This window comes from Enterobacter sp. CRENT-193, assembly GCF_002787395.1.
Classification (GTDB): Bacteria; Pseudomonadota; Gammaproteobacteria; order Enterobacterales; family Enterobacteriaceae; genus Enterobacter; species Enterobacter hormaechei_C.
In genome coordinates this window covers 2,143,988-2,157,027 of record NZ_CP024812.1, presented here as the reverse complement: position 1 = coordinate 2,157,027, position 13,040 = coordinate 2,143,988, and the positions used below count along the sequence as shown (strand labels likewise).

Here is a 13,040-nt window from a genome sequence, read left to right as displayed (position 1 = left end):
GCCGCACAGAAAAAAAGATCCCCACGCCGAGAATAGGCTCGCAAACGTTTGCCTGGACTGTTAGAATTGCGCCGATTTTTCTTACTAGCTATGCAATCGCGTGGGGATTTAAGCCGTGACCAACAAAACTTCTCTCAGCTACAAAGATGCCGGTGTTGATATTGACGCAGGTAATGCGCTGGTTGACCGAATCAAAGGTGTGGTGAAAAAAACCCGCCGCCCGGAAGTGATGGGTGGCCTGGGTGGATTCGGCGCACTGTGCGCGCTGCCGCAAAAATATCGTGAACCTGTGCTGGTCTCGGGTACGGATGGTGTCGGTACAAAACTGCGCCTGGCGATGGATCTTAAGCGTCACGATACGATTGGTATCGATCTGGTGGCGATGTGCGTCAACGACCTGGTGGTACAGGGCGCTGAGCCGCTGTTCTTCCTGGATTACTACGCGACCGGCAAGCTGGACGTGGATACCGCAGCCAGCGTCATTAACGGTATCGCCGAAGGCTGCCTGCAATCCGGCTGTGCGCTGGTCGGCGGTGAAACCGCAGAAATGCCTGGCATGTATCACGGTGAAGATTATGACGTCGCAGGCTTCTGCGTCGGCGTGGTAGAAAAATCAGAAATTATCGACGGCAGCAAAGTGGCTGACGGCGATGTGCTGGTTGCGCTGGCCTCCAGCGGTCCGCACTCCAACGGCTACTCTCTGGTGCGTAAGATCCTCGAAGTGAGCGGTTGCGACCCGCTGACCACCGAGCTGGACGGCAAACCGCTGGCCGATCACCTGCTGGCCCCGACCCGCATCTACGTGAAAAACGTGCTGGAGCTGATTGAGAACGTTGACGTGCACGCCATCGCTCACCTTACCGGCGGCGGCTTCTGGGAAAACATTCCGCGCGTGCTGCCGGATAATACCCAGGCGGTGATCGACGCCTCCTCATGGCAGTGGCCGTCCGTCTTCAACTGGCTGCAAACCGCAGGCAACGTGAGCGAGCATGAAATGTACCGCACCTTTAACTGCGGCGTGGGCATGGTTATCGCCCTGCCCGCCAGCGAAGCGGATAAAGCGATTAAGCTGCTGACAGAAAAAGGTGAAAACGCGTGGAAAATCGGTACGATTAAAGCTTCCGATTCCGAACAGCGTGTGGTCATTGAATGAAAAACATCGTGGTGCTCATTTCCGGCAACGGAAGCAATTTGCAGGCAATCATAGACGCCTGCAAACAGAAGAAAATCAATGGCACCATTCGGGCAGTATTCAGCAACAAGGCCGATGCATTCGGCCTTGAGCGCGCGCGGGAAGCGAACATTCCTGCGCACGCGCTGGAAGCCAGCCAGTTCGCCGGGCGTGAAGCCTTTGACCGTGAGCTGGTGCAGGAGATTGACGCCTACGCGCCTGACGTGGTGGTGCTGGCAGGCTACATGCGCATCCTGAGCCCGGCTTTTGTTGCACACTACGCCGGACGACTGCTCAATATCCACCCTTCCCTGCTACCAAAATACCCCGGTCTGCACACCCATCGTCAGGTGCTGGAGAACGGCGATGAGGAGCATGGTACCTCCGTGCATTTCGTTACCGACGAGCTGGACGGCGGTCCGGTCATTTTGCAGGCAAAAGTACCGGTCTTTGACGGTGACAACGAAGACGACGTGACCGAACGTGTACAGGCTCAGGAACACGCCATTTATCCGCTGGTGGTAAGCTGGTTTGTTGACGGCCGTCTTGAGATGCGCGACGGCGCAGCCTGGCTGGACGGAGTGAAGTTGCCCCCGCAGGGTTATGCTGCCGAAGAGTAGTCTGTTTGAATTGCCCGGCGGCGCTTCGCTTGCACGGGCCTACGGTCCCGTAGGTCGTGGTAAGCGCAGCGCCACCCGACATCCCCTCCCCCAACCCTCTAAATTCCCCAATAAAAAAATAACTGTCATACTTTTCTGGCACTGTTGGACATATCGTGGAAATGCTCGCCATAATAAGGACGAGACGGATTTACCACGTCCTGTGATTGAACTGGAGTGTGAGCTGTAATGGGTCAGGAAAAGTTATACATCGAGAAAGAGCTAAGCTGGTTAGCATTCAACGAACGTGTACTTCAGGAAGCGGCCGATAAAACCAACCCGCTGATTGAACGTATGCGTTTTTTAGGCATCTATTCCAACAATCTGGATGAGTTCTACAAGGTTCGCTTCGCCGAACTGAAACGCCGAATCATCATCAGCGAAGAACAGGGCTTAAACTCCCACTCGCGACATCTGCTTGGAAAAATCCAGTCTCGCGTCATGAAAGCCGATCAGGAATTTGATGGCCTCTATAACGAGCTGCTGCTGGAAATGGCACGCAACCAAATCTTCCTGATCAACGAACGCCAGCTCTCCGCGAATCAGCAAAACTGGCTGCGCCACTATTTTAAACATTATCTGCGCCAGCATATCACCCCGATTCTGATCAACCGTGAAACCGATCTGGTGCAGTTCCTGAAAGATGACTACACCTATCTGGCGGTAGAAATCATTCGTGGTGAGACCATTAACTACGCGCTGCTGGAAATACCGTCTGATAAAGTCCCACGCTTTGTAAACCTGCCGCCGGAAACCCCGCGCCGACGTAAGCCGATGATCCTGCTGGATAACATCCTGCGCTACTGCCTGGACGATATCTTCAAAGGCTTCTTCGATTACGACGCGCTCAACGCCTACTCGATGAAGATGACCCGTGACGCCGAGTACGATCTGGTGCATGAGATGGAGGCCAGCCTGATGGAGCTGATGTCTTCCAGCCTCAAGCAGCGCCTGACGGCAGAGCCGGTGCGGTTTGTCTATCAGCGTGATATGCCGGACGCAATGGTGGAGATGCTGCGCGATAAGCTGACCATCTCCCGCTACGACTCCATTATTCCCGGCGGGCGTTACCACAACTTTAAAGATTTCATTGGCTTCCCGAACGTCGGCAAAGCCAATCTGGTGAACAAACCGCTGCCGCGCCTGCGCCATATCTGGTTCGATAAGTTCCGCAACGGGTTCGACGCCATCCGCGAACGGGATGTACTGCTCTACTATCCGTATCATACCTTTGAGCACGTGCTGGAATTGCTGCGTCAGGCCTCATTCGATCCGAACGTGCTGGCGATTAAAATCAATATTTATCGCGTGGCGAAAGATTCCCGCATCATCGATGCGATGATCCACGCGGCGCACAACGGCAAGAAAGTGACCGTGGTAGTTGAGCTCCAGGCTCGCTTCGACGAAGAGGCCAACATCCACTGGGCGCGCCGACTGACGGAAGCGGGCGTGCACGTCATCTTCTCCGCGCCGGGGCTGAAAATTCACGCCAAGCTGTTCCTGATCTCCCGTAAAGAGGGTGACGACGTGGTGCGCTACGCCCATATCGGTACCGGGAACTTTAACGAGAAAACCGCGAGAATCTACACCGACTATTCGCTGCTGACTGCCGATGCCCGCATCACCAACGAAGTGCGTCGGGTGTTCAACTTCATTGAGAACCCGTACCGCCCGGTGAGCTTCGATTATCTGCTGGTGTCACCGCAGAACTCACGGCGCCTGCTGTACGATATGATCGACAAAGAGATTGCCAATGCGCAGAACGGCTTGTCGTCCGGCATTACGCTGAAGCTCAACAATCTGGTGGACAAAGGGCTGGTGGACCGCCTGTACGCGGCCTCCAGTTCTGGCGTTCCGGTAAATCTGCTCATTCGTGGCATGTGCTCGCTCATTCCGGAACTGGAAGGCATTAGCGATAACATCCGCGTGATCAGCATTGTGGATCGCTATCTTGAACACGATCGCGTCTATATTTTCGATAACGCCGGTGATAAGCGCGTATACCTCTCGTCCGCCGACTGGATGACGCGTAACATTGATTACCGTATTGAAGTGGCGGCACCGCTGCTGGATCCTCGCCTGAAGCAGCGTATCCTGGACATTATCGAGATCCTGTTCAGCGATACGGTGAAAGCACGTTATATCGACAAAGAACTCAGTAATCGCTATGTACCGCGCGGCAATCGCCGTAAAGTGCGCTCGCAGCTGGCGATTTACGATTACATTAAATCACTTGAGCAACCCGATTAACCTATGCCAATAAACGATAATACCCCACGCCCGCAGGAGTTCGCTGCGGTCGATCTTGGCTCAAACAGTTTCCATATGGTCATCGCCCGCGAGGTGGATGGCGCGATGCAGATCATCGGTCGTCTGAAGCAGCGTGTGCATCTGGCCGATGGTCTCGACGCGCGTAACATGCTGAGCGAAGAGGCTATGGAGCGCGGGCTGAACTGCCTGTCGCTGTTCGCAGAACGTCTGCAAGGCTTTTCACCGTCCAGCGTCTGCATCGTTGGAACGCATACGCTACGCCAGGCGCTGAACGCGCCGGAATTTCTTAAGCGCGCGGAAAAGGTTATCCCCTACCCGATTGAGATCATCTCCGGTAACGAAGAAGCGCGCCTGATTTTTATGGGCGTGGAGCATACGCAGCCGGAAAAAGGCCGCAAGCTGGTGATTGATATCGGCGGTGGCTCCACGGAACTGGTGATTGGCGAAGACTTCGAGCCGCGTCTGGTGGAAAGCCGCCGTATGGGCTGCGTCAGCTTCGCGCAGATGTATTTCCCGGGCGGCGTCATCACCCGCGAAAACTTCCAGCGCGCGCGCATGGCCGCCGTTCAAAAACTGGAAAATCTGGCCTGGCAATACCGTATTCAGGGCTGGAACGTGGCGCTGGGCGCATCAGGGTCGATTAAAGCGGCCCATGAAGTGCTGCTGGCGATGGGTGAAAAAGACGGGTTTATTACGCCTGAGCGCCTGGTGAAACTCACCGAAGAGGTGCTTAAGCATAAGAGCTTCGACGCCCTGAGTTTGCCGGGTCTGTCCGACGAACGTAAAGCCGTGTTCGTACCGGGGCTGGCGATCCTCTGCGGCGTGTTTGACGCGCTGGCGATCAAAGAGCTGCGCCTCTCTGACGGCGCCCTGCGTGAAGGCGTGCTGTATGAGATGGAAGGACGTTTCCGTCATCAGGATATTCGCAGCCGTACCGCGCAGAGCCTGGCCAACCAGTACAACATCGACCGTGAACAGGCGAAGCGTGTTCTCGAAACCACGGTGCAGATGTACGAGCAGTGGGAGGAGCAAAATCCTAAGCTGGCGCATCCGCAGCTGGCCGCACTGTTAAAATGGGCCGCCATGCTGCACGAGGTGGGGCTGAACATTAACCACAGCGGAATGCATCGCCATTCAGCCTATATTCTGCAAAACAGCGATCTGCCTGGCTTCAACCAGGAGCAGCAAACCATGATGGCGACGCTGGTCCGCTATCACCGCAAAGCCATCAAGCTCGACGATCTGCCGCGCTTTACGTTGTTTAAGAAAAAGCAGTTCCTGCCGCTCATTCAGCTGTTGCGCCTGGGCGTATTGCTCAATAATCAGCGACAGGCGACCACCACGCCGCCGACGCTGAAGCTAAAAACGGATGACTATCACTGGACGCTGAGCTTCCCGCACGACTGGTTCAGCCAGAACGCGCTGGTACTGCTGGATCTGGAAAAAGAGCAGCAGTACTGGGAAGCGGTCACCGGCTGGCTGTTGAAGATTGAAGAAGAGAGTTCTGAGGCGGCAGCGTAACGGCTCAGGCGCTCTCCTGAGAAGGCTCCGTGTCGAGCAACGTATCAAGCTCAGCCGGCAACCCAATCAAATAACCCTGCACATAATCGATACCTAGCGCGTGCACCGCGCTACGTATCTCTTCTGTTTCCACATATTCCGCCACCACCAGCATTTTCTTCATCCGGGCCAGATGGCAAATAGAAGCCACAATCTGGTAATCCAGGCTGTTGCTGACAATATTGCGAATAAAACCGCCGTCGATTTTGAGGATGTCGGCGTCCACGCTTTTTAACCGCGCATAGCTGGCGTAGCCGGTGCCAAAATCATCAATGGCGATCCGGATGCCCATTTTTTGTAATTTCCTGAGGGTAGACGCCGCCAGATCCGCATGACCAAAGGCGCTGCTTTCGGTCACTTCAAAGATCAACTGCCATGCTTCAACGGCGTATTTGGCTAACAGGCGGCTCACTTCAAGCGGGAACTGCGCCCGGTAGACGGTAGAAGGTGCGAGGTTGATCGCAAAGCGCTGGCCCGGCAACCGCTGGCGGTGCTGTGCCAGGAAACTCAACGTACGCTCCAGTACCCATAAATCGACACGCGACGATAAACCAAACTCCTGTGCTATGGGCAGGAACTGTTCGGGAAAGATCAGCGCCCCATTATCATCACGCATTCGCAGCAGCACCTCGTGATAACAATCGCCGCGCAGCCCGCGAACGGGTTGAACCAGCAGGGTAAAAGCGTCCTGCTCCAGCGCGGCCTGTAAACGGCTCATCATCGCGACCTTATCTTTCAGGCTACGCTGCAAGTGAACAGCCCCGCGCTGCTGAAGATTTTCCGGGTGGTTGGTAGAAAGGGAGAGATCGGCCACGATGCCCAGCTCCCCCAGCACCAGATAGAGGTGATTGACGGGTGAGCGCACATAGCAATAGCTTATGCCGACCTGAGGCTGTACCGGCATACCATCCCAGACAAAAACGAACTGCTTGATATGCTCGTCCAGCGTCTCAATGCGCTGTTGATGCGACTCCGCATCCAGACGCACCGCCATGTCATACCCGGTGAGGTGATAGACTCGCTCATTGGGCTGTAGAGTGCCGTTTATCCATTGCGCCAGCTGCTGTTTATACTGGATCCGCAGCATCACGCCGTAATTGCGTCCCAGTACCTCCAGCTCGGGCACGCGCAGTAAACAGAGCGCTGACCACGGATGACTGGCCAGCTCGCGCGACAGCGCCCGCAGGTTGGGCATATGCACCACCGGATCGAGAAAAGCCTGACTGCGGGAGCGAATATTGATGGCGCGCTGGCGTGTCGCCAGCATCGACATGTACGTCACAACGAAGGAAAAGACCAGATAGCTGGATGAGGTGATCGCCAGCTGAATGCCATACCCCTCTTGCACCGGAATGTAGTGATAAAAAAAGTGAATCGACACCAGCAGGACCGGCGTCCAGATGAGTGACATCAGCTTGTAGCCAAAGCGCATCGCCCCCCAGAGCATCACGGGCATCAGCAGGGACAAGGTGTAGTTGGTACTGAAAATGGAACTGTTTGCATTCATGGGCAGCAGCAGCATGACCAGCAACCCGCCCAGGGCTAAAAACCACACCACAAACTCAACGGCCGTCACCTTTTTGTCTATTTGCGCGCGGAGCTGGGACATTAGTCCCTTGATATAGCGCGGATGCCGTATCAGGCGGATCAGCAGGTAGCTTAGCGGCACGCCCGTCAGCCCGCTCACCAGTAGCCCCTGATAGTTAATAAGTGACCGAATATTGAGGGGATTTAGTCCCGCGAGGCTCTGGCGGCTCTCATAAATGCCGAGATAAACCGCAAACTGAAACAGCACCAGAAAAAGCGTTGCCGGACAAAACACCTGCCAGAAAATACGCTGCCCCATCAGACGTATGTCACCGTAAGCGGTCATATTGCGCCGGGGCGCAAATACGCGATAACCGCCCCAGCTGAGCACCAGAGGAACGATAAAATGCAGAATGCCAGCCACGGTTTCAAATAACCCAACGGAGGGGTAATAACGTAAAAATAGCGATACCACCACCCCGGGGAGGGCTTCCAGGCCAAAGAACAACATCAGCGCCAGCAGAAAAGAGAGCGGGAGATAATAGAGCGCAACGATACCGTCGCCCAGCTGCGTTAAGGTATTAGCCACACTTAGTACCGGGAGTAACACGACGGGTAAAATAAGAGGAAGTGCCCACCAGCGGTCTTTATTTTGCTTCAGGATGTGGTGAATATTCATAGATGCTCGTTTACAACCCTTGCGCTCCAGAGGGTAAAGGAAGACAGGCATCCAACCTGACGTACACGTTGCCCGGAAAATTCCTGGCAAGCACAGTGGAGGAGGGATTTTAAATATCAACGACGGGATGCGGTTGACCTAAATCAAATTAATTTATCTGAATAAACCTTTCTTACGTTTTTTTTGAATATTTTTCCTGTAATTATCAATGCGATAAATAAAAGCGTTGTTTTTAATAACATAAATTAATGTAAGCATTGACGGTATTTTACATTTCGCCGAATTGACCCAGACTTGCGGCTGTGCCTTAATAGCCGTATCGCCCAAAAGGGTATACTCAGGAAAAGAAAGTGAGTCAGGCTACGCGTATGCGAAAACGACATCGATTTAACACCCGGATGACCCGCATCATACTGCTCATCAGTTTCCTGTTTTTCTTTGGCCGCTTTGTTTATTCCTCCATTGGCGCCTGGTATCACCATCAGGACAAAATTCAGTCGCAGCAATCAGGCCTCGTAGTGGATTCGCCCGAGCGCTAACGTCCATGTTCACGCTGTAACAGCCGAATAATTACCGTCATCCCTTTGCTGAGGATCTTATCCTGACGCATCACTATCGCCAGTTGCCGGCGCAGAACGGGCGTTAACGATTGAACGCGTAATCCCTCCCGGTCGTCGGCATGCTCCACCGCCATTCGCGGCACAATACTGTAGCCCAGCCCTGCACGTACCATGCGTTTGATGGCCTCAATACTGCCAAGCTGCATAACCGGTGAGACGGCTAGTCCGCGGGCTTCAAACCAGCCGTCAATCAACGTTCGCGTACCGCTGCCCGACTCAAACGCAATGAGCGGCTGAGCGTATAAAGAGTCTGGCGTAAACTGCTCCCCTTCTTCCGGCTGAACCTGCGCGCCAATCCAGACAAACTCTTCCTGCATCGCGTGCATAATCGCCAACGTACGACCGCTCGCCGGTAGCGTGACCAGCCCCATATCCAGCCGATTCTCCTCAATCGCCCTGACGATATCTGGCGTATTTCCCGTCGTCACTCCGATCCGTAACAGGGGATACTCCTCACGAAGCTGCTGCAACAGCGCTGGAAGCAGATGAATACAGGCCGTCGCGCCCGTGCCAAGCGTGATGGTGCCGCTCACTTCCTGATTGAACGCGCTAACCGAATGAATTGTCTCCTCAACCGCCAGTTCAAGACGTTCACCGTGCACCCGTAGCGCCTCACCGGCAGCAGTGGCTTTGATTCCACGCCCCGTACGTTCGATCAGCCGCGTCTGAAGAAACTGCTCCAGCTGGCGTATTTGCAGGCTGACGGCGGGCTGGGAAATACCCATTACATCTGCTGCCGCAGAAAAGCTGCCGCGTTGAACGACCAGACGAAAAGTGGCGAGGTGTCCCAGATTGAGCGTCGTCATGCAAAGTTTCTCTTATAGGGTGAATAAGGATACGGCTCTGCCAGCACAATACCGCGCCCTGTATGCTCGGGACAACTGCCTAACGGAATGAAAAATAATGGAAACACCTGCACTCCCTCGCCGTCTTGCGCTCACTGCGGGATGTAATCAACTCATTAACTGGGGGATCTCCTTTTACATGCCGGGAACCTTTGCTCATGCCATTACAGCAGACCGAAGCTGGTCGTCCCCCAAAATCTATCTTGGCCTGACGCTGGCCATGCTGGTTATGGCTATTGTCTCGCCGTTTGTCGCTCCTCTGCTGGCGCGTTTTGGTGGACAAAGGGTGGTAATGAGCGGGACCTTGCTGATCGCCGTAAGCTGTCTGTCAATGGCCTTTACGCCCACACTTTCAGGCTGGTATGGCGCCTGGTTGCTGACCGGCATCGGGATGCGCCTGTCGCTGTATGATGCGCTTTTCTCCGCTCTTGTGAACCTATACGGACCGCAGGCACGCAGGACAATCTCTCGTGTCACCCTGGCAGGCGGGCTGGCGTCCGCTGTCTTTTGGCCGCTGGGAGACGCCTTACTGAACGTGATGGGTTGGCAGGATGCGCTGAAGATCTACGCCCTGTTCGGTCTGCTCAGTGCCCTGCTTCTTCGGCGCTTCCCGCGCCAGCGCTTTACGGTCAAGCCCAAAGCATGTACGCAGGTTTCCCCTCATGACAGGCGTAATGGCTGGCTTTATGCAACCTTCATTGCTCTCATCACCTTCGTCTCTAACGGCACCTCTACACACCTTCCCGAATTTATCGCCAGCTTCGGCCTGCCGGTCGCCGTCGGCATGCTGTGGGGAATGGGGCAGACCGGTGCGCGCCTTATGGAGGTGCTGGCAGGGGCGCGCCTCACTCCGCTAAAACTGACGCTTTTCACTGCGCTCGCCATGCCGCTTTGTTTTCTCATCGGACTGAGCAGCGACATGCTGGCCTGGTGTGCCGCCGGATTTGTGTTCGGCTTTGGTGCCATTAACGGGCTGGTGACTATCGTCAAAGCGACGCTACCCCTGGAACTGTTTAGTACAGAGCGCTATGCCAGCCGCACGGGGCTGCTGCTTATTCCAGGCCAACTGATGGCAGCCGCCTCTCCGTTTGCGTATGCGTGGCTGAATAAGTCGCTGGGTATAACAGGCGGAATGTGGGTTTCCGCAGGACTGACGCTGGTCATTGCGGGGTTCGCAGTGGCGCTCGTGCGCAGCCCAGGCAAACAAACTGTATCGCACTGTATCCCGAGCGCTACGCTGACAAACCGGTACAAAACGCCCGCAGAAGCAAACATCCCCGATACATAAAAATGGTCTTCTGTATCCCTCGCCATAATAAACTGATGAGGAGAGACACAGATGATTCGTCGATATTTCCTGCTTCCTGTATTTGCGCTGACGTCCTTTGCTGGCGCACGGGCCGCACCGTTAGATGGCCTGAGCGCTGCTGATGTTAATGGCCCGGCCGCCGTATCGCCGCAGGAAAAACCCCAGCCGCCAGCAAAACTGATCGTCGACCCACCGCTGGCGGGACCGCTGAGTAAAGGTGCAGTCTTTATTCAGTACCGCGTCGAAAACCTGCGCATTGAACCTGTATTTGGACCCGACGCGCTGAAAGTCACTCCGCGTATCGGCCATATTCACGTTGTGGTGGATGACGCGCCCTGGCACTGGGCTGATACCAGCGGCGAGCCGGTGATCCTGGTCGGGCTGCCCGCCGGGAAACACAAGGTAACCATCATCGTTGCCGACCCGACGCATAAGCCCATCGACCATAAAACCGTTGAATTCACCGTGCCGCCACACGCCGCGGTTCACCACTTTTAAGGAGCCTGTTATGAAAGCATTGTCTGTATTAACAGCGGCGCTGCTGGCGGTTTCCACCAGCGCGCTGGCAGAGACTAAAGCCAGCGTGGTGCTGGTGCACGGGGCGTTTGCCGACGGCAGCAGCTGGAATAAGGTGATTACCCGGCTGCAAAAACACCATACCGAGGTCATTGCGTTACAACTTCCGCTCACGTCTCTGAAAGATGATGTCGCCGCCACGCAGCGTGCTATCGCCCGGGCTCATGGCGACGTTGTGCTGGTCGGGCACTCCTGGGGCGGGTCGGTAATCAGCGAAGCGGGCAATAATGCGCGGGTGAAGTCTCTGGTTTACGTTGCCGCTTTTGCGCCGGATTCCGGCCAGTCGACCGCAGATCTGGCAGACAGTTATCCTGCTCCGCCAGGGAGCGCCAGCCTCGCTAAAACGTCAGAGGGGTATTTATATCTGCCGACAAAAGCGGTCAGCGAGAATTTTGCCCCTGACGTGAAGGACGTTGAGCGCAGCGTGATTGCCGCGACGCAAAGCCCTATTAAGGCCGATGCGTTTGGGGAGAAAGTCGCGCATGCCGCCTGGCATGACAAACCGAGCTGGTATGTGATCAGCAAAAATGACCGGATGATCAATCCTGAGCTTGAGCGCGCAATGGCGAAGAAAATCAACGCCAACACCACGGAGGTAGCGGCAAGCCATGTATCGATGGTCAGCCAGCCGGACGTCGTTACCCGTACGATTGAACAGGCGTTATCGGGTCAACAGTGATAAAAAAGCCCGCATGATGAACGGTCCGACTTCGGGCCACGCCATCCTGCGGGCTTTATGCACTTCTGGCTCCTGCAACGGGGTTATGTGCGGTTTTCACAGACGCGCCTTCCCCCCACTCTTAACCATCAGAAGCTGTACGTCACCTTCAAACTTCCCACAGGAGACGTTTTTCGCTGAACAATTGGGCTATCGCCAGCCTCTCCCGTCAGCTGCGTAACGCCAGCTGCGGCAAGCAGGCTCCAGCGGGAGGTGAGCTTATGAGTCCAGTCCAGGTTCAGCGAATACGCATATAGTCCCGATCCGGCATCGTGTCGGGCAAAACCCGATGCGGCCGACTGGGCGGCATTCACCCCGTAATAGGTTTGCACGTACTTACTGGATCCCCAGCTACCGGTCAGCGCCAGCGTTAACGCATTTTTCGGAGATGTATAGATCGGGCTGGCAATGCCGAAATGCACAGCCTCACCATTGTCTCTCTCAGAAACCGGAACCTCTGCCTGCAACTGCACGGTCAGCCAGTCAGTCACCCTGTACCCCAGCCCTGGCACAACGATAGCTGAGCCTTTAATGTCACCCATTCCCCGCAGGTCGTCGCTGCCGGAGGCGATCGAATCGCTGCTTACGTCGCGATCCTTACGTCCAGCGCGATAGCTCAGCGCTGCATTGTAGTCCAGGTTACCAAAGCTGTTGCCGTAGCCGATCCCCCGCGTGGTGCTGACAAAAAAACCATTTGCCATCGCGTAATCAACCACCTGAGCCGCAGAGACCCGGCTCTTGTCCGAACCGGAATAGCGTGGCGCAACATCCACGCCGCCTCCCAGGGTTAACACGTTGCCCTGGAGCTGATCTGCCGCCAGGGCCGTGGTAGCCAGTAACGCCAGGACGGCCCCCGGCAAGATGCTTTTCATGCTGCGACCGATGCGTGAACGGGGGAAACTATGACGCAGTGTGATGTTTCTCATTAAAGAAGCCCTTTGGATTCAGATAATTGCGATACAAGCGGTGTTAAACGCCAGAGCGCTTATTCTGAATACTCACCTTAAGATTCTTATGAGCCGTAAATGAAGAAATGCTGAAGCAAGTGAAGGTTCTGTAAACCCTGAAGAATTCCTGATACCGTTTTTTCTTCAGTTGTTCTTCA

11 protein-coding genes are annotated in these 13,040 nt (G+C 55.2%); 8 read left to right on the top strand and 3 right to left on the bottom strand.

All coding sequences use genetic code 11. From position 1 onward, the window contains the following. The first annotated feature begins 115 nt into the window (after window positions 1-115). The 4 genes from purM (at window position 116) to ppx (ending at window position 5,622) form a co-directional block, all read left to right on the top strand. Window positions 116-1,153: a phosphoribosylformylglycinamidine cyclo-ligase gene (gene purM / locus CU081_RS10620; RefSeq protein ID WP_003860563.1), complete on the top strand. Its 1,038-nt coding sequence runs from the start codon at window positions 116-118 to the stop codon at window positions 1,151-1,153. Beyond that, window positions 1,150-1,791 (top strand): phosphoribosylglycinamide formyltransferase, encoded by a 642-nt coding sequence (gene purN / locus CU081_RS10615; protein ID WP_003860566.1) that lies wholly within the window; start codon window positions 1,150-1,152, stop codon window positions 1,789-1,791. Before purM ends, purN begins: the two co-directional genes overlap by 4 nt. Window positions 1,792-2,019: 228 nt before the next feature. Beyond that, complete coding sequence (ppk1, locus tag CU081_RS10610) at window positions 2,020-4,080, top strand: polyphosphate kinase 1 (RefSeq protein WP_022651559.1); 2,061 nt, start codon at window positions 2,020-2,022, stop codon at window positions 4,078-4,080. Between the two features lie 3 nt (window positions 4,081-4,083). After that, the gene (gene ppx, locus CU081_RS10605) at window positions 4,084-5,622 is read left to right on the top strand and encodes an exopolyphosphatase (RefSeq protein WP_003860570.1); all 1,539 of its coding nucleotides are present in this window, start codon (window positions 4,084-4,086) and stop codon (window positions 5,620-5,622) included. Window positions 5,623-5,626: 4 nt separating this feature from the next. On the opposite strand, the gene CU081_RS10600 is transcribed toward ppx, so the two are convergent. Continuing rightward, window positions 5,627-7,867, bottom strand: a complete 2,241-nt coding sequence (locus CU081_RS10600) for an EAL domain-containing protein (RefSeq protein ID WP_022651560.1) — start codon at window positions 7,865-7,867, stop codon at window positions 5,627-5,629. Between the two features lie 368 nt (window positions 7,868-8,235). On the opposite strand from CU081_RS10600, the gene CU081_RS10595 reads away from it, so the two are divergent. Continuing rightward, entirely contained in the window at window positions 8,236-8,406 is a 171-nt protein-coding gene (locus tag CU081_RS10595) for a YfgG family protein (RefSeq protein ID WP_017383512.1), read from the top strand. Here CU081_RS10595 and CU081_RS10590 read toward each other — a convergent pair. Next, entirely contained in the window at window positions 8,403-9,293 is an 891-nt protein-coding gene (locus CU081_RS10590; protein ID WP_022651561.1) for a LysR family transcriptional regulator, read from the bottom strand. The genes CU081_RS10595 and CU081_RS10590 overlap by 4 nt on opposite strands. A 97-nt stretch (window positions 9,294-9,390) precedes the next feature. Between CU081_RS10590 and CU081_RS10585 the strand changes: the two genes are divergently transcribed. The 3 genes from CU081_RS10585 to CU081_RS10575 are packed head-to-tail and all read left to right on the top strand — an operon-like array spanning window position 9,391 to window position 11,896. Further along, window positions 9,391-10,620 carry an MFS transporter gene (locus tag CU081_RS10585; protein WP_022651562.1) on the top strand — a complete coding sequence of 410 codons (1,230 nt, stop codon included), beginning with the start codon at window positions 9,391-9,393 and terminating at the stop codon, window positions 10,618-10,620. Between the two features lie 51 nt (window positions 10,621-10,671). Next, window positions 10,672-11,139, top strand: coding sequence for a DUF6130 family protein (locus CU081_RS10580; protein WP_022651563.1), 468 nt, complete (start codon window positions 10,672-10,674; stop codon window positions 11,137-11,139). A gap of 10 nt (window positions 11,140-11,149) precedes the next feature. Further along, a complete protein-coding gene (locus CU081_RS10575) occupies window positions 11,150-11,896 on the top strand; it encodes an alpha/beta fold hydrolase (RefSeq protein WP_022651564.1) in 747 nt (248 codons plus the stop codon). Between the two features lie 128 nt (window positions 11,897-12,024). Here CU081_RS10575 and CU081_RS10570 read toward each other — a convergent pair whose 3' ends face one another. Beyond that, entirely contained in the window at window positions 12,025-12,861 is an 837-nt protein-coding gene (locus CU081_RS10570) for a MipA/OmpV family protein (protein WP_022651565.1), read from the bottom strand. Window positions 12,862-13,040: the final 179 nt, after the last annotated feature.